The sequence below is a fragment of the Telluria sp. LT1R51-2 genome (assembly GCF_059685775.1).
The window spans coordinates 2,728,115-2,752,547 of the sequence record NZ_JCASIM010000001.1 but is presented as its reverse complement, the minus strand read 5'-3'; the positions used below and the strand labels follow the sequence as shown (position 1 = coordinate 2,752,547).

The following is a 24,433-nucleotide window of genomic DNA, read 5'->3' as shown; positions in this document are numbered from 1 at the left end:
AGCTACCGGAGTAAATCAGATGAACGCGCCAATGGACAAGACCACCGAGCAGAGCTTCGCGCCAGCTCCACATTTCCCGATCTACATGGATTACTCGGCCACGACGCCGGTCGATCCACGCGTCGCCGACAAGATGATCCCGTTCCTGCGCGAGCAGTTCGGTAATCCTGCGTCGCGCAGCCATGCCTACGGCTGGAACGCCGAAGCGGCTGTCGAAGAAGCGCGCGGCCACGTTGCCGCGATGATCGGTGCCGATCCGCGTGAAATCGTCTGGACCTCCGGCGCGACCGAAAGCAACAACCTGGCCATCAAGGGTGCGGCCCAGTTCTACAAGACCAAGGGCAAGCACATCATCACGGTCAAAACCGAGCACAAGGCTGTGCTGGATACCGTGCGTGAACTCGAGCGCGTCGGCTTCGAAGCGACCTACCTCGAGCCGCAAGCCAATGGTCTGATCACCGTCGAGCAGCTGGCAGGGGCGATCCGCCCTGACACGATCCTCGTGTCGGTCATGTTCGTGAACAACGAAATCGGCGTCGTGCAGCCGATCGCCGAAATTGGCGAACTGCTGCGCTCGAAGGGCATCATCTTCCACTGCGACGCGGCCCAGGCTGTCGGCAAGGTCGAGATCAACCTCGAAGCGCTCAAGGTCGACCTGATGACCTTCACCGCGCACAAGGCCTACGGTCCGAAAGGCATCGGCGCGCTGTACGTGCGTCGCAAGCCGCGCGTGCGCCTCGAAGCGCAGATGCACGGTGGCGGTCACGAGCGCGGCATGCGTTCGGGCACGCTGCCGACGCACCAAATCGTCGGCATGGGCGAAGCCTTCCGCCTGGCCAAGGTCGAGATGGACAGCGAGCTGGAACGCGTGCGCGCACTGCGCGATCGCCTGGCCCGTGGCCTGATGGAGATCGAAGAAGTCTATATCAACGGCGACATGGATCACCGCGTGCCGCATAACCTGAACGTCTCGTTCAACTATGTCGAAGGCGAGTCCCTGATCATGGCGATCAAGGACCTGGCCGTGTCGTCCGGTTCGGCCTGCACTTCGGCCAGCCTGGAACCATCATACGTGCTGCGCGCCCTGGGCCGCAGCGACGAGCTGGCGCACAGCTCGATCCGCTTCTCGATTGGCCGCTTCACGACCGAAGAAGAAATTGATTTTGCCGTCAACCTGCTCAAGAGCAAAGTTGGCAAGCTGCGTGAACTGTCGCCGCTGTGGGACATGTTCAAGGACGGGATCGACATCAGCTCGATCCAGTGGGCTGCACACTGATCTGCTCATACCGAGCGCGCATTTTCTAAACATACTGGAGCATCACCATGGCATATTCGGACAAAGTACTGGACCACTACGAAAACCCACGCAACGTCGGCGCGTTCGACAAGGGCGACGATGACATAGGCACCGGCATGGTCGGCGCGCCGGCCTGCGGCGACGTCATGAAGCTGCAGATCAAGGTCAACGATCAGGGCCTGATCGAAGACGCAAAGTTCAAGACGTATGGCTGCGGTTCGGCCATCGCATCGAGCTCGCTGATCACCGAATGGGTCAAGGGCAAGAGCCTGGACGAAGCACTGGCCATCAAGAACACGCAGATCGCCGAAGAGCTGGCACTGCCGCCAGTCAAGATCCACTGCTCGATCCTGGCAGAAGACGCGATCAAGGCCGCTGTGGCCGACTACAAGGCGAAGCACGCCGACAAAACAGTCGCAGCAGCGTAATTCCTGGAATAGAACTGAGCTGGAGAAGCACAACATGGCAATCACCCTGACCGAAAAAGCTGCAAAGCACGTCAACCGTTACCTCGAACGCCGGGGCAAGGGCATTGGCTTGCGTTTCGGCGTGCGCACCACCGGCTGCTCCGGCCTGGCCTACAAGCTCGAGTACGTCGATGAAAGCGCCAACGAAGACAGCGTCTTCGAATCGCATGGCGTGCAGGTATTCGTTGACCCGAAAAGCCTGCCATACATCGACGGTACCGAGCTCGATTTCGCCCGCGAAGGCCTCAACGAGGGCTTCCGCTTCAATAATCCGAACGTCAAGGACAATTGCGGCTGCGGCGAGAGCTTCCGCATCTGATCGCGCATGCAGAATCACTTCGAACTGTTTCAACTGCCGGCCCGCTTCGAGGTCGACCAAAACGCCCTGGATGCCGCCTACCGTGAAATCCAGGGCCGCGTTCATCCTGACCGGTTTGTCGGCAGCAGCGACGGCGAAAAACGCGTCGCGATGCAATGGGCGACGCGCGCCAACGACGCCTACCAGACCCTGCGCAATCCGCAAAAACGCGCGCAGTATCTGTGCGAACTCAATGGCGTCGACCTGCAGACCGAATCGAATACCGCGATGCCCACCGCGTTCCTGATGCAGCAGATGGAATGGCGCGAAGAACTCGGCGATGCGCGCGCTGGCAAGGATGCCGCTGCACTAGACGCACTCGATGCGCAGGTACGTGCCGAACGCAAGCAGATGCTGGTCACCGTTGGCCAGCAGCTCGATGCGGGCGACTACGCCGCTGCCGCGCAGGGCGTGCGCTCGCTGATGTTCCTCGACAAGTTCGGCGACGAAGTGCAGTACGCCTTCGAAGCGATCGAGGCATAACCTTCCCGCACTTCATCGTGGACGGCGGTGTCGTCCACGCCCCGCTATGCCGGTCGGACGCGTAAAATAGCGTCCGCACCGTCCCCGGCACGCAAAAATAACACTGGTATCACGACTATGGCACTCCTCCAAATCGCCGAACCCGGCATGTCCACCGCCCCGCACCAGCACCGCCTGGCCGTGGGCATCGACCTGGGCACCACCAATTCGCTCGTTGCCACCGTTCGCAGCGGCAGCCCCGAAGTGCTCAGCGACGAGGAGGGCCGCTCGCTGCTGCCGTCGATCGTGCGCTATCTGGACAACGGCCACGCCCACATCGGCCACAAGGCGCGCGCGCACCAGACCACCGACCCGAAGAACACGATCGTCTCGGTCAAGCGCTTCATGGGCCGTGGCCTCAAAGACATCACGCATGCGGAAAACCTGCCGTACGACTTCGTCGATGGCGAGGGCATGGTCCAGTTGAACACCGTCGCCGGCGTAAAAAGCCCTGTTGAAATCTCGGCCCAGATCCTGGCCACGTTGCGCCAGCGCGCCGAAGATTCGCTGGGCGACGACCTGGTGGGCGCCGTGATCACGGTGCCAGCCTATTTTGACGATGCCCAGCGACAGGCCACCAAGGATGCGGCCCAGCTGGCCGGCCTGAACGTCCTGCGCCTGCTGTCCGAGCCAACCGCCGCCGCCATCGCGTATGGCCTCGACCAGGGCAAGGAAGGCGTGTACGCCGTCTACGACCTGGGCGGCGGCACGTTCGACATCTCGATCCTCAAGCTGTCGAAGGGCGTGTTCGAAGTGCTGTCGACCGGTGGCGATTCGGCCCTGGGCGGCGACGACTTTGACCATCGCCTGTTCTGCTGGATCATGGAAAAAGCGCGCCTGGCCCCGCTGTCGGACCAGGATACCGCGACGCTGATGGTCAAGGCCCGCCAGGCCAAGGAACTGCTGTCGACCAACGAAGAAACGACGATCGAGGCGATCCTGAAATCGGGTGAGCTGGTACAGGTGACGATCACGGCCACCGAATTTGTCGAGATCACCAAGCACCTGGTCGGCAAGACGATGAATGCGATCCGCAAGGCGATGCGCGACGCCGACACGAGCGTCGAAGACGTCGACGGCGTGGTCATGGTCGGCGGCGCGACGCGCATGCCGCACGTGCGCCGGGCGGTGTCGGAATTCTTCCAGACCATCCCGCACGCCAATATCGACCCGGACCGCGTGGTGGCGCTGGGCGCGGCGATCCAGGCCAATCTGCTGGCCGGCAACCGCGCCGATGGCGAAGACTGGCTGCTGCTGGACGTGACCCCGCTGTCGCTGGGCATCGAGACGATGGGCGGTCTGGTCGAAAAAATCATTCCGCGCAATTCGACGATTCCGGTCGCGCGCGCGCAGGAATTCACGACCTTCAAGGATGGCCAGACGGCGCTGGCGGTGCACGTGGTGCAGGGCGAGCGCGAGCTGGTGTCGGACTGCCGTTCGCTGGCGCGCTTCGAGCTGCGCGGCATCCCGCCAATGGCGGCTGGCGCCGCGCGCATCCGCGTGACCTACCAGGTCGACGCCGATGGCTTGCTGGCCGTGGCCGCGCGCGAGATGCGCTCGGGCGTTGAGGCATCGATCACGGTCAAGCCGTCGTACGGCCTGGCGGACGATCAGGTGGCGCGCATGCTGCAGGATTCGTACACGTCGGCCTCGAGCGACATGCAGATGCGCGCACTGCGCGAAGAGCAGGTCGAGGCCGAGCGAATCCTGCTGGCGACGCAGTCGGCGCTGGACAGCGATACCGATCTGCTGTCGCCTGACGAGCAGGCCGCCATCGCTGCGCAGTTGCAAATGGTGCGCGACGCGGTGGCGATGTCGAACGACACGACGCTCGAACCGGGCCTGCGCCAGAACGTGGTGCACGATGCAGTCCAGGCGCTGGCCCACGGCACCGAAGAATTCGCGGCGCGCCGCATGGACAAGAGCGTGCGCAAGGCCTTGTCGGGCAAGTCGCTGGACGAGATTTAAGACGCAACCCGGATCTGCACACCGCACCCTACAAAACAATCAACCGAGGTAATCCAAGTGCCACAAATCGTCATCCTTCCCCATCCCGTGCTGTGCCCAGAAGGCGCCGTGCTTGACGCGCCAAGCGGCAAATCGGTCTGCGACGTCCTGCTCGAAAACGACATCGACATCGAACACGCGTGCGACCGCGTCTGCGCCTGCACCACCTGCCACGTGATCGTGCGCGAAGGCTTCAATTCGCTGAACGAACAGCAAGAACAGGAAGAAGACATGCTCGACAAGGCCTGGGGCCTGGAGCCCAATTCGCGCCTGTCGTGCCAGGCGATCATTGCCGACGAAGATCTGGTTGTCGAGATTCCGAAGTACACGATCAACCACGCTGCCGAAAAGAACCACTGATCTTCATGAAGCGTGTCGAGAACGTCAAGAAAGCCCCGGCTGCCCCGGAGCTGCCACCCGAGGTTCGCACGGGCCAGTCGATCGAGCTGCTGAAAGAGCTGCACATCCTGACCCGCGACGGCAAGTTGAACCAGGACAGCCGCCGCAAGCTCAAGCAGGTCTACCACCTGTACAACTTCATCGAGCCGCTGCTACGCGATGTGCAGGGGGCGAAGGGCAGCGTGTCGCTGGTCGACCATGGCGCAGGCAAATCGTACCTTGGCTTCATCCTGTACGACCTGTTCGTCAAAGCCCAGCAGGCTGAGGAAAACGAAGGTTCGCACATCTACGGCATCGAGACGCGCGAAGAGCTGGTCACCAAATCGACCGAGCTGGCTGCGCGCCTGGGCTTCAAGGGCATGTCGTTCCTGCCGCTGTCGGTGGCCGAGTCGACCACGTCGAGCGCGCTCCCTGAATCGATCGACATCGTCACCGCGCTGCACGCCTGCAATACCGCCACCGATGACGCCATCGACTTCGCACTGAAGAAGAACGCGAAGCACATGGTGCTGGTGCCGTGCTGCCAGGCTGAAGTCGCTACCGTCCTGCGCAAGAACAAGGGCAAGGACGTGAAACGCAGCGCGCTGACCGAAATCTGGCGCCACCCGATCCACACGCGCGAATTCGGCAGCCAGATCACCAATGTGCTGCGCTGCCTGCAGCTCGAGGCGCATGGCTACCAGGTCACCGTGACCGAGCTGGTGGGCTGGGAGCACTCGATGAAGAATGAACTCATCATCGCTACCTACAAAAACCTGCCGCGCCGCCGCCCGACCGAACGCCTGCACGAGGTGCTGGGTGAACTGGGCCTGGCAGAGATGACCGAACGTTTCTACGCCCCACAAGCCGCCACCACGGAGTGACAACAAGCATGAGCGACAACACGCAAGGCTGGATCGACCTGCGCAGCGATACCGTGACGCAGCCGAGCGCTGCGATGCGCGCCACGATGGTGGCCGCCCACGTCGGCGACGATGTGTATGGCGACGACCCCACGGTCAACCGCCTGCAGGATTATGCAGCGGAGCTGTTCGGCCATGAGGCTGGCATGTTCGCCCCGAGCGGCACGCAGACGAACCTGATCGCCCTGATAACGCACTGCGGTCGCGGCGACGAATACCTGGTGGGCCAGGAAGCGCACACCTACAAGTACGAATGCGGCGGCGCTGCGGTGCTGGGCAGCATCCAGCCGCAGCCGATCATCAACCAGCCGGACGGCTCGATCCTGCTGGCCGATATCGAGGCTTACATCAAGCCTGACGACATGCACTTCGCGCGTACGCGCCTGCTGGCGCTGGAAAACACGATCGGCGGGCGTGTGCTGAGCCAGGAGTACGTGGCTGCGGCCACGACGCTCGCGCACGAAAAAGGCCTGGCCACGCACCTGGACGGCGCGCGCATTTGCAACGCCGCCGTCAAGCAGGGCATCAGCCTGGCGGACGCGGTCAAGGGCTTTGACACCGTCTCGGTCTGCCTGTCCAAAGGCCTTGGCGCGCCGGTCGGCTCGGTGCTGCTTGGCCCCAAGGCCTTCATCGAACAGGGCAAGCGCTGGCGCAAGATGCTGGGCGGCGGGATGCGCCAGGCCGGTGTGATCGCCGCTGCCGCGCATTACGCGCTCGAACACAATGTCGCGCTGCTGGCGCAGGATCATGACAACGCCGCCGAACTGGCGCGCGGCCTGGCCCAGATCCCGGCGCTCAGCGTCAGCACCCCGCAAACGAATATCTTCTGGATCGACGTGCCGGCTGCCGCCTGCGTACCGCTGTGCGCGGCGCTCGAACGGGCGCAGATCCGCGCCACGGTCGGCCCCAGAATGCGTCTCGTGACGCACCTCGATGTCTCTGCGCGCGATGTCCAGCGCGCGGTCGACGTCTTCACCGCATTTTTTACTGATTGGCGTGCATGACAACTGAAGAAGCAATCCGCCTGGCCAAACGCGTCGCCGACGTGGCAGGGTGCTCGCGCGCCGATGCCGAGCGTTATATCGCCGGCGGCTGGGTCAGCATCGACGGCGCCGTGGCCGAAGATCCCGCCACCCGCGTCACGCCGGAGCAAAAGGTCGAGCTGCTGCCCGGCGCGACGCCGGTTGAACCGGACCCGGTAACGATCCTGATGCACAAGCCGGCTGGTATCGAAATAGAAGCGGCGCTCGCGACGATCAATGCTGACACCCAAGTGCTGGAACACGGGCGCGGCAAGCCGTTCCTGCGCCGGCACCTGTTCAAGACGACGGCTGCCACGCCGCTCGAGACCATGGCTTCAGGCCTGATCGTGTTCAGCCAGGATTTCCGCGTGATCCGCAAGCTGGTCGACGATGCATCGCGCAACGAGTCCGAGTACGTCGTCGAAGTCGACGGCCAGATCGCCGACAATGGCATGGCCAAGCTTGGCCGCATGTTCAAGGCCAGCTGGCAAAGCGAGCAGCGCCTGCGCATCGCAGGCAAGAACATCCAGCGCGGCCAGATCGAGCGCCTGTGCGGCGATGTGGGCCTGCGCGTGACCGCATTGCGCCGCCTGCGCATCGGCCGCATCTCGATGGGCCCGATGCCGGCCGGCGGCTGGCGCTTCCTGCGCGACACCGATCAGTTCTGATCCGGTGACGGGGAACGTGTTGATGACATGTCATGCTGGTGTCATCGGCGCGTCCTATGCTGGCGGTTTTTCTTCCCTGGAAAACCGACCATCATGCTGCAACGCACCTCTGCTGCCCCTGCTACTTCCCGCTACCTTCCGATGATTGCCACGATTGCGCTGGCGTGCACGCTTGCTGCCTGCGGCGGCGACCATGACGACGAACCGACACCCACCACGCTGACGCTGGAAAAAATCGGCAGCTACAACGGCGGCGCCGTCGGCGCGGCCGAGATCACTGCCTACGATGCGGCCAGCAAGCGCCTGTTCGTCGTCAACGGCGCCAATGGCACGGTCGATGTGCTGGACCTGAGCGCACCGACTGCACCCAAGCTGCTGGGCACGATCAGCGTCGCGGGCCTCGGCAAGGCCGTCAACAGCGTCGCCGTGTACGACGGCCTGGTCGCCCTTGCCATCGAAGCGGCGGTCAAGACCGATCCGGGCACCGTGGCGTTCTACAACGCCGCCGACCTCAAGCTGGTCAACAGCGTGAAGGTCGGCGCGCTGCCCGACATGCTGGTGTTCACGCCGGACGGCAGCAAGGTGCTGGTCGCGAATGAAGGCGAGCCAAGCGGCTACGGCGTTGCCGGGACCAGCGACCCGGAAGGTGCGGTCAGCATCATCACCGTCAACCGCGGCGGTGCACCAAGTGTCGCCACCGCCGACTTCCGCAGCTTCAATGGCCAGGAAACGGCGCTGCGCGCGCAGGGCATCCGCATCTTTGGCCCCAAGGCCACGGCGGCGCAGGACTTCGAGCCGGAATATATCACCGTCAGCGAAGACGGCAAGACGGCCTGGGTCACGCTGCAAGAGAACAATGCCATTGCCATCGTTGACGTCGCGAGCGCGAAAGTCACATCGATCAAGCCGCTTGGCTTCAAGGACCACAATGTGGCCGGTTTCGGTCTGGACGCGTCGGACGAAGATGGCGGCACCAATACCAACAGCGGCACGCCGGCCACGAAGATCGGCCCGCAGCCAGTCAAGGGCATGTACCTGCCGGACGCGATTGCCGGCTACACGGTCGACGGCAAGCACTACCTGCTGACCGCGAATGAGGGCGATGCCCGCGCAGACTGGCCGGGCTTCAATGAAGAGACGCGTGTCCGCGCCTATTGCACGGCAGGGTTGGATCCGAGCGTGTTCCCGAATGCCGGCAACGCGACGTTCGACTCGAACCTGGGCCGGCTGCGCGTGACGACGACGCCGAATGGCGGCGGCATGACCGGCAAGAACGCCGCCGGCCAGTGCACCGAGCTGTACACATTTGGCGGGCGTTCGTTTTCGATCTGGGACACGGACATCAAGCGCGTCTACGATTCGGGCGACGAATTCGAGCGCCGCACAAGCGCGCTGCCCAACGCGCGCTTCAACGCCAGCAACGACAACAACAATCTGGAAGACCGCAGCGCCTCGAAAGGCCCGGAGCCGGAAGGCGTCGTGGTCGGCAAGTTCGGCGACAAGCAGTATGCGTTCGTCGGCCTGGAACGCATCGGCGGCGTGATGGTCTACGACATCACGAAACCAGCGTCCGCGTCGTTCGTGACCTACCTGAACACGCGCGATGGCGACAAGGGCGACCTTGGACCGGAAGGCTTGACGTTCATCCCGGCGAGCAAGTCGCCCAACGGCAAGCCGTTGCTGATCGTCGGTAACGAAGTCAGCGGAACGACTGCCGTCATGCAGGTCAATCTGACGTATTAATTGTCAGAGCGCTCGCCCAGTAAGGACAGGCCAACGGCGGCCGCGATCAGCACGGCGCCCACGGCAAGCGTGCTGTCATTCGATGGCACGCGAGGCCGCACGTCGCGCCGCGGTCGTGCAGAGGCAGGGGCATGGCGCTTCACCATGCCGCTGTGCATGCCGCTCGCGCCATGCTGCGGCTCGTACAGCGCGCCTACCGTATCGTCGGTCCGGTCAGCCCGCTTGGCCCAGGTTTCCATGAAGCGGTTCATGCCGGAGGCCAGCAGGTCTGGCGCCAGTTGCGTGAGCTTCTTGGTCACGTCCGGCGCGCCCAGCAGCGTGACGGCGCGTGGCTTGCGCACCAGGGCGACGACGGCGTTGGCCACTTTCTCGGGGGCCAGCACGCCCGGCGGATACGACAGCTTGGCGCCGGTATAGTTGGCAGCGTGCTTGAAGCCCGGCGTGTCGACGAAGGACGGGTAGATGTCGCACACGTGGATGTCGCGCTTCTTGCCCAGTTCGGCGCGCAGCGCCTCGCTGAAGCCGCGCAGCCCGAATTTGCTGGCGCCATAAGCCGCTGCGTACGGCGTGGCGACGAAGCCGCCCGACGAAATCATGTTGACCCAGATACCGTAATCCTGTTCCAGGAAAATCGGGATCACGGCATGCGCGTCGTTCATGTGGCTGATCAGGTTGGTTTCGATGACCTGGCGATGGTGCGCGATTGGCACATCGGCGAACTTGCCGACCACGCCACTGCCCACATTGCTGAACCAAAGGTCGATCTGGCCAAGAAGGTCGCGCGCATCCTGCGCGAACGCGGCCACCGCATCGGCATCGGTGGCGTCGACAACGAGCACGTCGGCATGGCCGCCGGCCTGGCGGCAACGCCGGGCGACGTCGTCCAGGCCTTCCTTGCCGCGGGCGCCGAGCACGAGGTGGGCGCCCTGGCGGGCAAAGGCGATGGCAGTAGCGGCGCCGATGCCGCTGGAGCCGCCCATGATGACGACGCGAAGATGTGATTGGTGCATGGCGTACCCTTATTCAATAATTGACGAGTTCGTAGACCGTTCAATTATTGGGGTATTTCCGCGACGACGTATTTCGAATTCCGCGTGACAAGTTAACGTTGTTGCAAGCGCAGCGCATCCGTCGCATCGACGGCGCCGGTGACCGTGTCCGCAATGGCAAGCCGGACCGTGAACGTGCTGCCGCGACCGATACCATCGCTGGCGGCGATCACGTCGCCGCCATGCAGGTCGATGATGCTCCTGACGAGGGCCAGCCCGATGCCCAGGCCCCCCTGGGCCCGGTCCGGCGAGCGTTCGGCCTGGGTGAACAGGTCGAACATGCGCGGCAACAGCGACGCATCGATGCCGACGCCATTGTCGTGCACAGTAATCGCCACGGCGTCCGGTTCGCGCGTCACCGTCAACGCGATCTGTCCACCGTGGGACGTGTACTTCGCCGCATTGTTGAGCAGGTTGGCCAGCACCTGGACCAGGCGGTGCGCATCGCCGGCGATGTGGGCGCCGGCGGCATCGCCCGTCACGGTCAAGGTATGGCCGCGCGCCGTGATCAATGGCTGCGACTGCTCGACGGCATTGGCCACGAGCTGCATCGGGTCGAGCAGCGCCCGGTCCAGCTTGATCAGGCCCCGGGTCACGCGCGACACGTCGAGCAAGTCGTCGACCAGCGACGTCATGTGGCGGACCTGGCGGCTGATCACTTCGCTGGAACGGCGCACCCGCTCTTCGTTGGCGGTGCCGAACTTGAGCATTTCTGCCGCCGCCGCGATCGGCGCCAGCGGGTTGCGCAGTTCGTGCGCCAGCATCGCCAGGAACTCGTCCTTGCGGCGGTCCTGATCCTGCAGCGAACTGTACAGCCGCGCATTCTCGAAACCGGTGGCGGCGATCGACGCCAGTTGCACGAGGATGGCTTCGTCCTCGTCCGTGAAGTCGCCCTCGAACCGGTCGGATGCCTGGATCAGGCCGATGTTCTTGCCCATGCGGTCGATCAGCGGCACGGCCAACCAGCCGCGCAGCCTAGGGTGCGCACCGGCATGCTCGCCAAAGCCGCGCCAGGCGGGATGCGCCTCGAGCTGCGCCTGGGTCAGGCGCATGACGCGGTTGTCGCGGCACACCTGCGCGTAGATTCCGGAGCCGTCCGTCTTGGCATCGTAGCTGCGGTAGGCGGCGTACTTGTCCGACAGCGAGACGGCATTGATCGCCTGCGTCCAGCCGCCCGCTTCGGTCAGCGAAACGACCGCCTGGTGGGTTTGCAGGATGTCGCGCACGGCCGTGACCAGCGCCTGCGCGATGTCTTCCGCTGCCAGCACCGTGTGCAAGGTGCGGGCTGCCTGCGCGACCTTGGCCAGCAGGGCGCTGTTGCGTTTTTCGCGGTCAAGTCGCTGGGCCAGTTCGAGCTCGGCCGCGATCATGTCGTGGATGTCGGTGTTGGCGCCGATCCACTCGCGGATCGTGCCGTCGTCGGCCAGGATCGGGATGCCCTTGACCTCGGTCCAGCGGTAGCTGCCGTCGGCACTGCGCAGCCGGTATTTCGTCTCGAACACCGAGCGCGCGGCCACGCAGGCCAGCCACAGAGACTGGGCCGGTTCGCGGTCATCGGGGTGCAAGGCATCGACCCAGCCGAAGTCCTTCCACTCGTCGTAGGTCTGGCCGGTATAGGCGCGCCAGGACGGCGAGTCTTCCAGCACCCGGCCGTCCGGGGTATTCGACCAGACGATCTGCGACGTGGCCATCACGAGCGAGCGGAAACGCTGCTCGCGCAGGCGCAGCGCGCTGTCGGCCGCCATGCGCTCGGTGATGTCCTCGTGCATGAGCATGACTTCGAGGGTATTACCGGCCTTGTCTTTGATCGGTCGCGCCTTCGCGGTAACCCAGCGCTTCGGACCGTTGCCATCAAGCGCGCTGACGTCGTACAGCATCGCCGGCAACTCAACCCGCTCACCCTGCAGCGCCCGCGCCAGCAGCGCGGCGATGCCGTTGTCGATCAGTTGCGGGTCGTGCAAGACGTTATAGTCGCCCAGCACGTACGCCATCAGCGGCGTGCCTTCGTGGATCTGCCACAGGTTTTCCCATGCCTTGTTGACACGCGTGGTGTGGCCCGATGGCGCGAGGATCTGGATGCTGATTGGTGCCTGTTCGAACAGGGCCTGGAAACGGGTGTCGGGCATGCTGGCTGCTTCTGCTTCTAATTCTGATTCGGAGAACGTACCGTGCGCAGTGGAAGACAAAGCGCACGTGGACTGATGTTTGTTGTTGGACCCGCATGATGTCACAGCTTGGCCGTCTTGATGCGACGATCATCGGGTCGCGCCGGCTTGTGCGTGTCAGGCCAGCTTGCCCTTGCCGTTACCCTTGCCGTTACCCTTACCGGACACGGGCTTCGGCAGGCCGATCTGGCGCGTGCCGGCCAGGCGGTCATGCAGGAACTGCCGGTCGGGGTCGAGCCAGGCCGTCGCGGCCCAGGCAGCAACGCCGAGTCCGAGCGCGATCGCGATATCGGCCTTTGCATGCAGCTCCAAGGTCGCGCAGACGATCAGCGCGGGCGCAAACCAGCCCCAGGCTGCCAGGTAGCGCACGATGGCGACGCGCCAGGGCAGGCGGGCATGGCCCGGCGTGACGAGCTTGATGCGCCAGGTCTTCATCGCCAGCGTGTGCCCGCTGTCGCGCCAGCACCAGGTGAAATACAGGCCCGTAATCACGAACAGGTACACCTTCAACCCGTGCTGGAAGGATGCGTCCTGGCGATTGCCTGTCATGAACAGATACAACAGGACGGCCAGCATCTCGACCGCGAACAGCAGGAAAAATTCATACACCATCACTGCCAGGCGCCGCTTGATCGTGGGCGTACCAGAAAGCGCCAGCGCAGCTTCGGGCAGCACGACCGGCGGCTCAGTTGCTGGCATTGGCGGCCTGGTTGGCGGGCTGAGACGCGCCGGGCTGGACGCCCGACGTGGCGACTGCGCCGCCATTTGCTGTCGCCGCCGGGACAGGCGCGAGCGGTGGCGCGGTGGTAGGCGTCGGCGTGGACGTAGTGGGCGCCGGTACGACCGCAATCGCCGACGGCGGCGGCGTGTCGGGCGTGCCGATCAGCACGCACTCGGCGCCGCGGCGCGTCGTGTTCGCCGCGCACGGCATCGGCACGACCAGCAGCGGCGTATCGGGCAGCGCGATCGGCGCGCTCTTTTGCAGCGTGGCCGGCTTGCTGGCCAGCTTGCGCTTTTCCTCGGCCGACAGCTGCTTGTAGTTTTCCCAGTTGGCGGCCTTGTCGCCCTGCGCCAGTTTGTTGGTCTTGCTGAAGTTTTCGCGCGCCAGTTCACGCTGCTGGGGCGTGAGTTTCATCCACTGGCGCATGCGTTCCTGCACGCGTTGCTGCTCGGCCGGGGCCATCGAGGCGAAACGGGCGGAGACTTCGATCCAGCGGCGCTTGCGCGCGCCTTCCATGCGGTCCCATTCGGGGGCGAGCGGGGCAAGCGCCACCTGTTGCGCATTGCTCAGGTCACGCCATAGCGGCTTGTCGGGGGCCTTGCGCAGCGGGCGCACGCTCGCGATTGTCTCGGTGGCTGCCGGCAGGATGGACGGCGTCTCGAGGCGATCGACGATCACCCAGGCCAGTGCAGCAGCGGCCACGACGCCGATGACTGTTTTCAGCACGGGGAAGCGCGATGTCGAGACGTTCTTCTTGGTCATTGCTGGCGCTGCTGCGACTCCAGATAGGCGTTGAAACCCGGGTCGAGATAGGCCGTCAGCGGCAATTCGTCGGCCAGTACGGCGGCGTCGATGTCAGCCAGTGCAGCCAGTTGCTGCTGTTGTTCATGCTGGTAGAAGCCACCCATGCCAATTACCAGTGCCATGAGCGGCACGGCGATGGCCAGGCGCGCCACGGTCGGCCCGGCCAGGAATGCGCCAATGCCGCGCCAGCCGGCGCCAGAAGCAAAGCCGAAGCGGGCGGCGTCGGGTTTCTTGCGCGCCATGGCGGCAGCGCGTGCAGCGGCCAGCCGGTCGACGGTGGAAGCCGGCAGGTGGTCGAGCTGTTCGTCCAGCGCGTGGCGTATCTTGTACGCCAGATTGATGTCGTCGGTATTCATAGTGTGATTCCCTTGGCCTGGAGTGCTGCCGCGAGGGCGTGGGTGGCGCGCGAGCAATGCGTCTTGACGCTGCCCTCGGAACAACCCATTGCTGCCGCCGTCTCGGCGACGTCCATATCTTGCCAGTAACGCATGAGGAAGGCTTCCCGTTGACGCGTCGGGAGTTTTTGTACTTCGTCATCGATCAGGCGCAAGGTCTGGGCACGCTCGACCTGGTCCGCGCTCGACTCTGCGGCCGCCGAACCCTGCTCGGCCTCGAGTGAGGCAAGGATGTCGAAGTCATCATCGTCGTTGCCATCGCCCCGCCCGAAGCCCGAGAACAGGCTGACCCAGGTGTTGCGCACTTTTTCGCGGCGGAAGTAATCGAGGATCGTCGTCTGCAGGATGCGCTGGAACAGCATCGGCAGCTCGGCGGCTGGCTTGTCGCCGTATTTCTCGGCGAGCTTGATCATCGCGTCCTGCACGATGTCCAGCGCCGATTCGTCCTTGCGAACCGCATAGACCGCCTGCTTGAACGCGCGCCGTTCGACATTCTGCAGGAAGTCGTTAAGTTCTTTGTCTGTGGCCATGCAGGTTCAGGGGGAGGCGCGCGAGTGGGTCGTGCTTTAGGGAAAACTGTCGCATCCTAGCAAAAAACCATCCGGCCTGCATCGAAATCGCTCAGGGTGGACTTCCGCCATGCGCCGTGCATGGGGTGCAAAAACTGCATGACGATAGCTGAAATCATTCGTTGTTGGGGCTGGTGGGCGTGGTTATCGTAACAACACGATCATTCAGCCACGCCATTGCCATGCCACTCGATTCTGCCCGCCAGTCCTTTGCCATCCATCCATTCGCCGGTGCACCGCTGGGCGCCGAAGTCATCGGCCTCGACCTCTCGCTGCCGCTGGCCACGTCCGATCTTGCGCGCCTGCACCGCGCACATCTCGATTACCACGTGCTGGTGTTTCGAGACCAGCACATCACGCCCGCGCAGCAGGTGGCCTTCAGCCGCCACTTCGGCGCCCTGCAGATCCACGTGCTGCGCAATTTCCAGCTGCCCGAGCAGCCCGAGGTGCTGGTGATTTCGAACATCCAGCAAGACGGCAAGCCGGTCGGGCTGGGCGACGCCGGCCACTTCTGGCATTCCGACCTGTCCTATAAAGAAACGCCGAGCCTGGGCTCGATGCTCCATGCGCAGGAGTTGCCGGCCGAGGGCGGTGACACGCTGTTCGCCAACCAGCATGCGGCGTGGGATGCGTTGCCCGATGACCTCAAGCGCGAGGTGGAGGGATTGCAGGCCGAACACTGGTATCTGGCGCGCTACGACGAACTGCGCCAGCGCAACCCGTACCGGCCGCAGCTGACCCAGGCGCAGATCGACGAAGTCAAGCCGGTCAGCCACCCGGTCGTGCGTATGCATCCCGAGACGGGCCGCCGCGCGCTGTTCGTCAGCGAGCATTTCACCACCCGCATCCTGGGCGTGTCCGCACAGCGCAGCCGCGAACTGCTCGACCTGCTGTTCGATTACGGCACGCGCGCCGAGCATGTCTACCGCCACCAGTGGCAGCCACACGACATGGTGTTCTGGGACAACCGTTCGCTGATGCACCTGGCCGCCGGTTGCCCGGACCACCTGCGCCGCAAGCTGTACCGCACGACGATCGAAGGCGACGTGCCTTTCTGACCTTATTCCAGGACACCCATGAATCTCAATAAAAAATTGTTGGCACTGGCTGCAGCGCTGACGTTGGCGCTGCCGTCAACGGCGCAGGCCGAAGGCAAGATCCGCGTGGCCGAGCAGTTCGGTGTTGTGTACCTGCTGCTGAATGTGGCGCAGGACCAGAAGCTCATCGAAAAGCACGGCAGGAAGCAGGGGATCGATGTCGACGTGGACTGGGTCAAGCTGTCGGGCGGCGCGGTCGTCAACGACGCGCTGCTGTCCGGTTCCATCGACGTGGCCGGCGCCGGCGTCGGCCCGTTGATGACGATCTGGGATCGCACCAAGGGCCGTCAGAACGTGCGCGGCATCGCGTCGCTGGGGAGCTTTCCGTATTACCTCGTCAGCACGAATCCGGCCGTGAAGACGATTGCCGACTTCAGCGCCAAAGACCGGATTGCGCTGCCGGCCGTGACGGTATCGGTGCAGGCGCGCATCCTGCAGATGGCGGCGGCGAAACAGTGGGGCGTGGCCGAGTTCAAGAAGCTCGATCCGCTCACGCAGACGGTGCCGCATCCGGATGCGGCCGCTGCCCTCATCGCGGGCAAGACTGAGCTCAACGGGCATTTCGCCGCGCCGCCGTTCCAGCAACTCGAGCTGGCCGGCAATCCCAATGCGCACGTCGTGCTCGACTCGTACCAGGTGCTGGGCGGGCCGTCGTCGGCCACGGTGCTGTATGCCACCGAGAAGTACGTGAAGGACAATCCAAAGACCTACCGCGCCTTCATCGATGCGCTGGCCGAAGCGGCCCAGTATATTGCCGCCAATCCGGAAGGCGCGGCCGATGCCTATCTGCGCGTGAACAAGGGCAGCGTCGACCGGGCGCTGCTGCTCAAGGTCATCAAGGATCCGAAGACGCAGTTCAGCGTGGCGCCGCAGAACACGCTGGGACTGGCGCAGTTCCTGCACCAGGTCGGTGCCATCAGGAACAGGCCGGCATCGTGGCGCGATTACTTCTTCGCGCATCCGGCCATCGCCAACGGAAGCTGATATGCGCGCCACTGCCCCCTTCAATCTGGTGCCGCCGGAACCGCTGCTGCGCGCCGAGCATGTCACGCTGGAATACGCCAGCGAGCGCGGCATCGTGCGCGCGACCGACGATGTGAGCTTCGACGTCTACCGGGGCGACCGCTTCGTGCTGCTGGGACCGTCAGGTTGCGGCAAGTCGACGCTGCTCAAAGCCATCGGCGGCTTCATCGCGCCGCGCGCGGGCAGCTTGCACCTGGGCGGCACGCCGGTCACGGGGCCGGGCCCGGACCGCATCGTCGTGTTCCAGGAATTCGACCAGCTGCCGCCGTGGAAGACGGTGAAGCAGAACGTCCTGTTCCCGATGCTGGCCGGCGGTGTGGCGCGGCCCGAGGCCGAGGCGCGCGCCCGCCACTGGCTCGGCAAGGTCGGGCTGGCGCGGTTTGCCGATGCTTATCCGCACACGCTGTCGGGCGGCATGAAGGCGCGCGTGGCGATTGCCCGCGCGCTGGCGATGCAGCCGGCCGTGCTGCTGATGGACGAGCCGTTTGCGGCGCTCGATGCGCTGACCCGGCGCAGCATGCAGGAAGAACTCCAGTCGCTGTGGGACGAGATCGGCTTCACGATGCTGTTCGTGACGCACTCGATCGAAGAGGCACTGGTGGTGGGCAACCGCATCCTGCTGCTCTCGCCGCACCCGGGGCGCGTGCGGGCCGAGCTCAATAGTCACCAGTTCAGCCTGGCCAGTGCGGGCAGCCACGAGTTTCAGGCCGCCACGCAGCGCATCCACGCGCTGCTGTTCGGTGCCGACGCCGATGCGCCCGCAGTGCAACCACAACCGGCGCTGGTGCAACCATGAGCGCCGTGCACGAACCGCCGGTCCGGCCGGAATACGTCGCGCCGCAGCGTGCAGCGCCCGCGCCCGCCCTGGTCAGCACGGGCGCGGTCGACCGCTTGAGCTGGCTGAACAAGTCCGCGATCCTGCTGGCGCTGGTCATCCTGTGGGAGTTGCTGGCGCGCTGGGTCGACAACGATCTGCTGTTGCCGGGCGCGCTGCAGACGGCTCGCGCATTCATCGACGGCATCGCGTCGGGTGAACTGATCGGTTATGTGACGGTGTCGCTGGCCATCCTCGTGCAGGGATTTCTGTTCGGCGTGGCCATTGCGTTCCTGCTGACCTGGCTGGCCGTGTCGAACCGCTTCGGGCGCGAGCTGATTGACACGCTGACGTCGATGTTCAACCCGCTGCCGGCCATTGCGCTGCTGCCGCTGGCGCTGCTGTGGTTCGGCCTGGGCAAGGGCAGCCTGCTGATGGTGCTGGTTCATTCGGTCGTGTGGCCGCTGACGCTCAACGCGAGTGCCGGCTTTCGCGCCGTGCCTGAGACACTGCGCATGGCCGGGCGTAACTATGGCCTTGGTGGCTTGCGCATGGTGGTGCAGATCCTGGTGCCGGCGGCGCTGCCGTCGATCCTGTCGGGCCTGAAGATCGGCTGGGCCTTTGCCTGGCGCACGCTGATCGCGGCGGAGCTGGTCTTTGGCAGTACATCAGGGCAGGGCGGCCTGGGCTGGTACATCTTCCAGAACCGCAACGAGCTTTTCACCGATAAGGTGTTCGCGGGCCTCGCCACGGTGATCCTGATTGGCCTGGCGATCGAGCGTTGCGTGTTCCAGACGCTGGAGCACGTGACGGTGCGGCGCTGGGGCATGCAGCGCTGAAGCGCAAGGCCAGTGGGGTTAGTTCGCCGCTTGCAGCGCGCTTAGCGTCGCAATGCGGTACGTCGCTTGCTGTCCGCCATCGTCGGTCGTGATGAACTCGGTGCCGTTGGCGCCCATGTTGAACATGCGCCCGGCCCCGGCCGGAATCAGCGACTGCACGCGGTGCACGATGTGGCCGGCCAGCCCGTGCGCGCCCTGCGCCACCAGCACCGTGCCATCCGCGCCATCCGCATCGGGTGCCTCCCCACGCAGGTTGATCAGCGGGATCGCCGCCCCCTGCCAGGCCATGGTGGAGCCCAGCGGCACGTCCAGCGGCACGATCTGCTCGATCGCGGCGAGTGGCAGCGCCTGCAGGCCGGCGGCATCGAACACGATATAGGCTTCGGCATTGCTGGTGCTGGTGCTGGTGATAGTGTTGGCGGAAGCGGTGGCCGTGACCCTGTCGCCGCGCGCCAGGGCCGCCTCGGGATGCCGCGCCAGCAGGCGCGCGACGTCGACCAGCAGCACCGTGGCACCGCTGGCGTCGATCACGTTCTCGCCAACCCCGTCCGTGCTTAGCACGCCGGGACCGAATTCCTCGAGCCGCAGCACGGCCTGCACCGGCACACCCAGCGCCAGGTCAGCGTGCTGCAGAACGGCGAGCAGGGGCGCAGCAGCGACGCGCGTGTCGACGCCAGGCGCCTGGAACAGCGCGGTGCTGGCAATCAGCGCGAGCTGGCTGTCGTGCCAGCGGCACCAGGCGCTGCTGCCGATGTGCGTCAGCGGCGGCAGGGCCAGCACTTCGGCCAGCGCCGCTGGTGGGACGCCGATCAGGCCGTGGCCGGTGTCGAGCAGCGCGTAGCAGGTGCGTTGCAGCGTGTCGGCCACGGGCGGGGCAGCGGATGCAGCGCCCGTGGCGGCCGTCGGCGCCGTGCTCCAGCACTGCGCCAGATCGGCCAGCCGGGTCACTTCCAGCAGACTCAACAGTACGCCGTTCCCGGCTGGCACGGCGCTGTGGAACACGTCGTCCGGATCGTTGCCGTGATGCAGGCGCTGCAGCGCCGCTGCCTCGACCTCGACCAGCTCCTCGAGCGCATCGACGCGCAGGCCGACGGTGCGGTCACCTTCGCGCAGCAACAGCAGTTGCGGGACGGCGCCCGCCGGCGCCGCGCCGACGTCGAGCCAGCGCGCCAGGTCGACCACCGGTACGGCCATGCCGTCGTGGTCGACCATCCCGAGCAGGGCGTGGGTGCGCAGGGGCAGGCGACTGAACGTCTCTGGCAAGGGCAGCGCCTGGAGCACGGCTTCGATCCGTATGCCGATCCCGACTTCGCCGATCCGGATGCGCGCCAGCGTCAGCCGCGCGCTGCAGGTGGCCGGCATGGCCTAGCGCTCGCGCGCCACTGCCTCGAGCTCGGCCAGCAGGCGCGAAGCGTCGCGGGTGGAGTCGGCCTGATGGTGGGTGGCGCTGCCGATGCCGGCGATCGAGCTGCTGGTGGCGGCGACCGATTCGAGGATGCGCTCGAATGCATCTTCCACATCCCCGGCCAGGCGGGTGCCTTCGTCGACGCGGCTGACCGTCTCGTTGATCAGCTTGGAAATCTCGCGCGCCGCGAGGGCCGACTTTTCGGCCAGCTTGCGCACCTCGTTGGCCACGACCGAAAAGCCGCGCCCATGCTCGCCCGCGCGCGCCGCCTCGATCGCCGCATTGAAGGCCAGCAAATGGGTCTGACCGGCGATGCTGGTGATGGTGTCGATGATTTCGCGCACGTCGCCGGACGACGTCTGAATGGCTTGCATGGCGCCCTTGGAGCGTTCCAGCAGGCGGCTGCCGCTAGCCGCACCGTCCTGGGTGCGCGCCGCCATCGCGGCTGACTCACGCGCGCCGTCGGCGATCGTGGTGATCGAGCGGCCCAGGCCGTCGAGTGCCGTACCGATGGCGTCGATCTTGGTGCTCACCAGTTCTTCGCGCCGCACCTGTGCCGTGACGTCCATCGCGAACTTGACGACCTTGTACGGTTTGCCATTGGCATCGAGGATCGGATTGTAGGTGGCCTGGATCCAGATGTCGGCGTCGTGCTTGCCACGGCGCTGGAAGCGCCCGGCCTGGAACCGACCCTGGCCCAGGTCGGCCCAGAAGTGACGGTATTCGGCGCTTTTGGCCAGTTGCGGGTCGCAGAACAGTGTGTGGTGGCAGCCGACGATCTCGTCTTCGGTATAGCCCATGGTGCGCAAGAAATTTTCATTGGCGGACAAGACATTGCCGCGCATATCGAATTCGATCACCGCCTGTGAGCGTCCGATTGCGTCGAGCTTGCCGCGCGATTCGGCGGCCAGCAGCTTCTGCTCGGTGATGTCGGTGGCGAACTTCACCACCTTGACCGGCTTGCCATCGGCGTCGAAGATCGGGCTGTAGGTGGCCTGGATCCAGACCGGTGCGCCGTCGCTGCGGATGCGCTTGAATTCGCCGGTATGAAACTCGCCCTTGGCCAGGCTGTGCCAGAACATCTTGTATTCGGGCGAGCGCTGGTAGGCGGGTTCGCAGAACATCGCATGCTGGCGCCCGATGACCTGATCCTGCTCGTAACCGAGGGTGAGCAGGAAGTTGCGGTTGGCATGCAGGATGCGGCCTTCGAGATCGAACTCGATCACCGCCTGTGCGCGATCGATGGCCGTCATGGCGGCCATGGCCATTTCCTGGAGAGTTTCGTTGGGCGCTTGCATAGCTGAATCCGGAACAGAAGGTAAGCAAAAAACTGAATCTTCGAAGAAATAATCTTAAGCGTTTTTTTCTTTGAAGGTCGATTTCCATGTGGCAATAAACTATATTTTAATGCGGTGCACCGGATTTACAACACACGCACTGTACGTGCACCAGAAACGAGCGGGTCAGAGCCCGCGCGCTACGTCGCAGTGCGGTGCGTTGCCCCCAGCGGCTACCCGGCAGGCGCACCGTCACAGCTATGTGCGCCAATCGAGGTGGCATCTTGTCGAAGAACAAAGCTTGACCAGAATGGTGCGGCGCGGTATGGTGTTCCTCACGCTTTGCACCCTCAAAGCATCAACGTCATGCGGGAGTCGCCCACAACGCCCCGTCCGCCATGGCACGCTTTCATTTGTAGGCAGTTTGCTCCGACCCGTGCCACAAGCGCGAGAGATGCGTCCAACCGCTACAAACACTCAAGCCTAACGAGTTGCGCCCAGCGTCAATGCGTACGGTCCCTACGGCGACCCGAACCATCGACGTGCACGCAGAAAGAAGTGGAGCCTGAGGGTTGTAAGCGCAGCACGCATATCGCCAGGAACGAGCATCCGATCAATCAACCCTATGGGTTTTGAAAGGAATGGTTATGAGTTTCGATCCAACAGTCCCCATCACGGGCGCTGAAATCGTTGTCCGTTGTCTGGCAGAAGAGGGCGTCAAGCACGTTTTCGGTTATCCGGGCGGCGCGGTTCTGTATATCTACGACGCGATCTTCCAGCAAGATAAATTCCAGCACGTTCTCGTTCGCCACGAGCAAGCCGCGGTGCATGCTGCCGATGCGTATTCGCGCAGCTCGAACACCGTGGGCGTTGCCCTCGTCACGTCCGGTCCGGGCGTCACCAATGCCGTCACCGGCTTGTCGACCGCCTATATGGATTCGGTGCCGATGGTCGTGATCTCCGGTCAGGTGCCGAGCCACGCGATCGGCCAGGATGCGTTCCAGGAATGCGACACGGTCGGCATCACCCGTCCGGTGGTCAAGCACAACTTCCTGGTCAAGGACGTGCGCGATCTGGCGTCCACCATCAAGAAAGCCTTCTTCATCGCCCGCACCGGCCGGCCCGGTCCCGTGCTGGTCGATATCCCGAAGGACATCACGGTCAACAAATGCCTGTTCGAGTACCCGCGCGAAGTCGACATGCGCTCGTACCGCCCAGTCGACAAGGGCCATGCCGGCCAGATCCGCAAAGCCGTCGCGCTGCTGCAGAACGCCGAGCGGCCGATGATCTATGCTGGCGGCGGCGTCATCCTGGCCAATGCCTCGAATGAGCTCAACCGCATGGTGGAGACCACGGGCTTTCCGATCACGAATACGCTGATGGGCCTGGGCGGGTCGCGTTCGTCCGATCCGCACTTCGTCGGCATGCCGGGCATGCACGGCACGTACGAAGCGAACATGGCGATGCAGCACTGCGACGTGTTGATCGCCATTGGCGCCCGCTTCGACGACCGCGTGATCGGCAACCCGAAGCACTTCGCCTCGCATCCGCGCAAGATCATCCATATCGACATCGATCCGTCGTCGATTTCCAAGCGGGTGAAAGTGGATATCCCGATCGTCGGCAACGTCAAGGACGTGCTGATCGAACTGCTCTCGCAGCTCGATGCCGGCAATGGGCACGCGAATGCGCCTGCGCTGCAAAGCTGGTGGAAGCAGATCGCCGAATGGCGTGGCCGCGATTGCCTGGCGTATGCGAGCTCCGACACGCTGATCAAGCCGCAGTCCGTGATCCAGCAGCTGCACAAGGTCACCGGTGGCGACGCGTTCATCACGTCCGACGTCGGCCAGCACCAGATGTGGGCTGCGCAGTACTACCCGTTCGACAAGCCGCGCCGCTGGATCAATTCCGGTGGCCTGGGCACGATGGGTGTCGGCCTGCCGTTCGCGATGGGCGTGCAGATGGCCAATCCGGATGCCACCGTGGCCTGCGTCACCGGCGAAGGCTCGATCCAGATGTGCATCCAGGAGCTTGCCACCTGCAAGCAATACCACCTGACGCCGAAGATCATCCTGCTCAATAACCGCTTTTTGGGCATGGTCCGCCAGTGGCAGCAGATCGATTACGGCTCGCGCTATTCCGAGTCGTACATGGATTCGCTGCCCGACTTCGAAAAGCTGGCCGAGGCCTATGGGCACGTGGGCATGAAGATCGAGAAACCGGGCGATGTCGACGGCGCGCTGCGCGATGCGTTCGCGATGAAAGACCGCCTGGTATTCATGAACTTCATCACCGACCAGAGTGAAAACGTGTGGCCGATGGTCAAGGCGGGCCGCGGCCTGAACGAAATGCTGCTTGGCTCGGAGGACCTGTAAATGCGCCATATTATTTCTGTCCTGCTGGAGAACGAAGCCGGTGCGCTGTCGCGCGTGGTTGGCCTGTTCTCGGCGCGCGGCTACAACATCGAAACACTGACCGTGGCGCCGACCGAAGACGCGACGCTGTCGCGCATGACGATCGTGACGTCCGGCTCGGACGACATCATCGAGCAGATCACCAAGCACCTGAACCGCCTGATCGAGGTCGTCAAGGTGGTCGACTTGACCGAAGGCCAGCACATCGAGCGCGAGCTGATGCTGATCAAGGTACGGGCGGTCGGCAAGGAGCGCGAAGAAATGAAGCGCACCGCCGATATCTTCCGGGGCCGCGTCATCGACGTCACCGAAAAGACCTACACGATCGAGCTGACCGGCGCCAAATCGAAGCTGGATGCCTTTATTGACGCCATCGACCGCGCCTCGATCCTTGAAACGGTGCGCACCGGTGGCTCGGGCATCGGCCGCGGCGAACGCATTCTGAAAGTTTGAGCAAAGCTCAACATCACACAATT

At 64.3% G+C, this 24,433-nt stretch carries 24 protein-coding genes; 16 read left to right on the top strand and 8 right to left on the bottom strand.

Annotation, left to right across the window (positions count from 1 at the left end; translation table 11 throughout):
* Nucleotides 1-19 precede the first annotated feature (19 nt).
* From AC56LH_RS12065 to AC56LH_RS12020, 10 genes are all read left to right on the top strand, one after another.
* A complete protein-coding gene (locus AC56LH_RS12065; RefSeq protein ID WP_499646321.1) occupies nt 20-1,276 on the top strand; it encodes an IscS subfamily cysteine desulfurase in 1,257 nt (418 codons plus the stop codon).
* 47 nt (nt 1,277-1,323) lie between these two features.
* A complete protein-coding gene (iscU, locus tag AC56LH_RS12060) occupies nt 1,324-1,725 on the top strand; it encodes a Fe-S cluster assembly scaffold IscU (protein ID WP_499646319.1) in 402 nt (133 codons plus the stop codon).
* Nucleotides 1,726-1,759: 34 nt separating this feature from the next.
* Nucleotides 1,760-2,083: an iron-sulfur cluster assembly protein IscA gene (iscA, locus tag AC56LH_RS12055; protein ID WP_183555379.1), complete on the top strand. Its 324-nt coding sequence runs from the start codon at nt 1,760-1,762 to the stop codon at nt 2,081-2,083.
* Between the two features lie 6 nt (nt 2,084-2,089).
* Entirely contained in the window at nt 2,090-2,605 is a 516-nt protein-coding gene (hscB, locus tag AC56LH_RS12050; protein WP_499646317.1) for a Fe-S protein assembly co-chaperone HscB, read from the top strand.
* A 117-nt stretch (nt 2,606-2,722) separates the two neighbouring features.
* Nucleotides 2,723-4,612, top strand: coding sequence for a Fe-S protein assembly chaperone HscA (gene hscA, locus AC56LH_RS12045; protein WP_499646315.1), 1,890 nt, complete (start codon nt 2,723-2,725; stop codon nt 4,610-4,612).
* Nucleotides 4,613-4,669: 57 nt separating this feature from the next.
* A complete protein-coding gene (gene fdx / locus AC56LH_RS12040) occupies nt 4,670-5,011 on the top strand; it encodes an ISC system 2Fe-2S type ferredoxin (protein WP_482899523.1) in 342 nt (113 codons plus the stop codon).
* A 5-nt stretch (nt 5,012-5,016) separates the two neighbouring features.
* Nucleotides 5,017-5,913, top strand: coding sequence for a class I SAM-dependent methyltransferase (locus tag AC56LH_RS12035; RefSeq protein ID WP_499646313.1), 897 nt, complete (start codon nt 5,017-5,019; stop codon nt 5,911-5,913).
* Between the two features lie 8 nt (nt 5,914-5,921).
* Nucleotides 5,922-6,956, top strand: a complete 1,035-nt coding sequence (ltaE, locus tag AC56LH_RS12030) for a low-specificity L-threonine aldolase (RefSeq protein ID WP_499646311.1) — start codon at nt 5,922-5,924, stop codon at nt 6,954-6,956.
* A complete protein-coding gene (locus AC56LH_RS12025) occupies nt 6,953-7,642 on the top strand; it encodes an RNA pseudouridine synthase (RefSeq protein ID WP_499646309.1) in 690 nt (229 codons plus the stop codon). Before ltaE ends, AC56LH_RS12025 begins: the two co-directional genes overlap by 4 nt.
* 93 nt (nt 7,643-7,735) lie before the next feature.
* Complete coding sequence (locus AC56LH_RS12020) at nt 7,736-9,385, top strand: choice-of-anchor I family protein (RefSeq protein ID WP_499646304.1); 1,650 nt, start codon at nt 7,736-7,738, stop codon at nt 9,383-9,385.
* Here the strand turns inward: AC56LH_RS12020 and AC56LH_RS12015 are convergent.
* From AC56LH_RS12015 to AC56LH_RS11990, 6 genes are all read right to left on the bottom strand, one after another.
* A complete protein-coding gene (locus tag AC56LH_RS12015; RefSeq protein ID WP_499646279.1) occupies nt 9,382-10,395 on the bottom strand; it encodes an SDR family oxidoreductase in 1,014 nt (337 codons plus the stop codon). The genes AC56LH_RS12020 and AC56LH_RS12015 overlap by 4 nt on opposite strands.
* Nucleotides 10,396-10,487: 92 nt before the next feature.
* Nucleotides 10,488-12,560 carry a PAS domain-containing sensor histidine kinase gene (locus AC56LH_RS12010; protein WP_499646277.1) on the bottom strand — a complete coding sequence of 691 codons (2,073 nt, stop codon included), beginning with the start codon at nt 12,558-12,560 and terminating at the stop codon, nt 10,488-10,490.
* A 156-nt stretch (nt 12,561-12,716) separates the two neighbouring features.
* Entirely contained in the window at nt 12,717-13,298 is a 582-nt protein-coding gene (locus tag AC56LH_RS12005; protein WP_499646275.1) for an RDD family protein, read from the bottom strand.
* Nucleotides 13,285-14,082, bottom strand: a complete 798-nt coding sequence (locus tag AC56LH_RS12000; RefSeq protein WP_499646273.1) for a DUF3106 domain-containing protein — start codon at nt 14,080-14,082, stop codon at nt 13,285-13,287. The genes AC56LH_RS12005 and AC56LH_RS12000 overlap by 14 nt, the downstream gene beginning before the upstream one ends.
* Nucleotides 14,079-14,480, bottom strand: coding sequence for a DUF3619 family protein (locus tag AC56LH_RS11995; protein WP_183555367.1), 402 nt, complete (start codon nt 14,478-14,480; stop codon nt 14,079-14,081). Before AC56LH_RS11995 ends, AC56LH_RS12000 begins: the two co-directional genes overlap by 4 nt.
* On the bottom strand, nt 14,477-15,049 hold the full coding sequence (locus tag AC56LH_RS11990) for an RNA polymerase sigma factor (RefSeq protein ID WP_499646271.1): 573 nt from the start codon (nt 15,047-15,049) through the stop codon (nt 14,477-14,479). The genes AC56LH_RS11995 and AC56LH_RS11990 overlap by 4 nt, the downstream gene beginning before the upstream one ends.
* A gap of 221 nt (nt 15,050-15,270) precedes the next feature.
* Between AC56LH_RS11990 and AC56LH_RS11985 the strand changes: the two genes are divergently transcribed.
* From AC56LH_RS11985 to AC56LH_RS11970, 4 genes are read left to right on the top strand one after another with little or no spacing between them, the layout of a single operon-like run.
* Nucleotides 15,271-16,146, top strand: coding sequence for a TauD/TfdA dioxygenase family protein (locus AC56LH_RS11985; protein WP_499646269.1), 876 nt, complete (start codon nt 15,271-15,273; stop codon nt 16,144-16,146).
* Nucleotides 16,147-16,164: 18 nt separating this feature from the next.
* Nucleotides 16,165-17,169 carry an ABC transporter substrate-binding protein gene (locus AC56LH_RS11980; RefSeq protein WP_499646267.1) on the top strand — a complete coding sequence of 335 codons (1,005 nt, stop codon included), beginning with the start codon at nt 16,165-16,167 and terminating at the stop codon, nt 17,167-17,169.
* A gap of 1 nt (nt 17,170) precedes the next feature.
* The gene (locus tag AC56LH_RS11975; protein WP_499646265.1) at nt 17,171-18,004 is read left to right on the top strand and encodes an ABC transporter ATP-binding protein; all 834 of its coding nucleotides are present in this window, start codon (nt 17,171-17,173) and stop codon (nt 18,002-18,004) included.
* Nucleotides 18,001-18,861 carry an ABC transporter permease gene (locus AC56LH_RS11970; RefSeq protein WP_499646263.1) on the top strand — a complete coding sequence of 287 codons (861 nt, stop codon included), beginning with the start codon at nt 18,001-18,003 and terminating at the stop codon, nt 18,859-18,861. The genes AC56LH_RS11975 and AC56LH_RS11970 overlap by 4 nt, the downstream gene beginning before the upstream one ends.
* Before the next feature lie 18 nt (nt 18,862-18,879).
* On the opposite strand, the gene AC56LH_RS11965 is transcribed toward AC56LH_RS11970, so the two are convergent.
* Nucleotides 18,880-20,223: a chemotaxis protein CheW gene (locus AC56LH_RS11965; RefSeq protein ID WP_499646261.1), complete on the bottom strand. Its 1,344-nt coding sequence runs from the start codon at nt 20,221-20,223 to the stop codon at nt 18,880-18,882.
* Between the two features lie 3 nt (nt 20,224-20,226).
* On the bottom strand, nt 20,227-21,528 hold the full coding sequence (locus AC56LH_RS11960; protein ID WP_499646259.1) for a methyl-accepting chemotaxis protein: 1,302 nt from the start codon (nt 21,526-21,528) through the stop codon (nt 20,227-20,229).
* 662 nt (nt 21,529-22,190) lie between these two features.
* Between AC56LH_RS11960 and AC56LH_RS11955 the strand changes: the two genes are divergently transcribed.
* Together AC56LH_RS11955 and ilvN are read left to right on the top strand one after the other, a co-directional pair.
* Nucleotides 22,191-23,918, top strand: a complete 1,728-nt coding sequence (locus tag AC56LH_RS11955; RefSeq protein WP_183555359.1) for an acetolactate synthase 3 catalytic subunit — start codon at nt 22,191-22,193, stop codon at nt 23,916-23,918.
* Nucleotides 23,919-24,410 carry an acetolactate synthase small subunit gene (gene ilvN / locus AC56LH_RS11950; protein WP_183555358.1) on the top strand — a complete coding sequence of 164 codons (492 nt, stop codon included), beginning with the start codon at nt 23,919-23,921 and terminating at the stop codon, nt 24,408-24,410.
* Nucleotides 24,411-24,433: the final 23 nt, after the last annotated feature.

What these genes read in the sequence shown, in the direction of transcription:
- AC56LH_RS12065 (WP_499646321.1), top strand. Translation starts at nt 20, where the DNA reads ATGAACGCGCCAATGGACAAGACCACCGAGCAGAGCTTCGCGCCAGCT.
- iscU (WP_499646319.1), top strand. Translation starts at nt 1,324, where the DNA reads ATGGCATATTCGGACAAAGTACTGGACCACTACGAAAACCCACGCAAC.
- iscA (WP_183555379.1), top strand. Translation starts at nt 1,760, where the DNA reads ATGGCAATCACCCTGACCGAAAAAGCTGCAAAGCACGTCAACCGTTAC.
- hscB (WP_499646317.1), top strand. Translation starts at nt 2,090, where the DNA reads ATGCAGAATCACTTCGAACTGTTTCAACTGCCGGCCCGCTTCGAGGTC.
- hscA (WP_499646315.1), top strand. Translation starts at nt 2,723, where the DNA reads ATGGCACTCCTCCAAATCGCCGAACCCGGCATGTCCACCGCCCCGCAC.
- AC56LH_RS12035 (WP_499646313.1), top strand. Translation starts at nt 5,017, where the DNA reads ATGAAGCGTGTCGAGAACGTCAAGAAAGCCCCGGCTGCCCCGGAGCTG.
- ltaE (WP_499646311.1), top strand. Translation starts at nt 5,922, where the DNA reads ATGAGCGACAACACGCAAGGCTGGATCGACCTGCGCAGCGATACCGTG.
- AC56LH_RS12025 (WP_499646309.1), top strand. Translation starts at nt 6,953, where the DNA reads ATGACAACTGAAGAAGCAATCCGCCTGGCCAAACGCGTCGCCGACGTG.
- AC56LH_RS12020 (WP_499646304.1), top strand. Translation starts at nt 7,736, where the DNA reads ATGCTGCAACGCACCTCTGCTGCCCCTGCTACTTCCCGCTACCTTCCG.
- AC56LH_RS12015 (WP_499646279.1), bottom strand. Translation starts at nt 10,395, where the DNA reads ATGCACCAATCACATCTTCGCGTCGTCATCATGGGCGGCTCCAGCGGC.
- AC56LH_RS12010 (WP_499646277.1), bottom strand. Translation starts at nt 12,560, where the DNA reads ATGCCCGACACCCGTTTCCAGGCCCTGTTCGAACAGGCACCAATCAGC.
- AC56LH_RS12005 (WP_499646275.1), bottom strand. Translation starts at nt 13,298, where the DNA reads ATGCCAGCAACTGAGCCGCCGGTCGTGCTGCCCGAAGCTGCGCTGGCG.
- AC56LH_RS12000 (WP_499646273.1), bottom strand. Translation starts at nt 14,082, where the DNA reads ATGACCAAGAAGAACGTCTCGACATCGCGCTTCCCCGTGCTGAAAACA.
- AC56LH_RS11995 (WP_183555367.1), bottom strand. Translation starts at nt 14,480, where the DNA reads ATGAATACCGACGACATCAATCTGGCGTACAAGATACGCCACGCGCTG.
- AC56LH_RS11990 (WP_499646271.1), bottom strand. Translation starts at nt 15,049, where the DNA reads ATGGCCACAGACAAAGAACTTAACGACTTCCTGCAGAATGTCGAACGG.
- AC56LH_RS11985 (WP_499646269.1), top strand. Translation starts at nt 15,271, where the DNA reads ATGCCACTCGATTCTGCCCGCCAGTCCTTTGCCATCCATCCATTCGCC.
- AC56LH_RS11980 (WP_499646267.1), top strand. Translation starts at nt 16,165, where the DNA reads ATGAATCTCAATAAAAAATTGTTGGCACTGGCTGCAGCGCTGACGTTG.
- AC56LH_RS11975 (WP_499646265.1), top strand. Translation starts at nt 17,171, where the DNA reads ATGCGCGCCACTGCCCCCTTCAATCTGGTGCCGCCGGAACCGCTGCTG.
- AC56LH_RS11970 (WP_499646263.1), top strand. Translation starts at nt 18,001, where the DNA reads ATGAGCGCCGTGCACGAACCGCCGGTCCGGCCGGAATACGTCGCGCCG.
- AC56LH_RS11965 (WP_499646261.1), bottom strand. Translation starts at nt 20,223, where the DNA reads ATGCCGGCCACCTGCAGCGCGCGGCTGACGCTGGCGCGCATCCGGATC.
- AC56LH_RS11960 (WP_499646259.1), bottom strand. Translation starts at nt 21,528, where the DNA reads ATGGCCGCCATGACGGCCATCGATCGCGCACAGGCGGTGATCGAGTTC.
- AC56LH_RS11955 (WP_183555359.1), top strand. Translation starts at nt 22,191, where the DNA reads ATGAGTTTCGATCCAACAGTCCCCATCACGGGCGCTGAAATCGTTGTC.
- ilvN (WP_183555358.1), top strand. Translation starts at nt 23,919, where the DNA reads ATGCGCCATATTATTTCTGTCCTGCTGGAGAACGAAGCCGGTGCGCTG.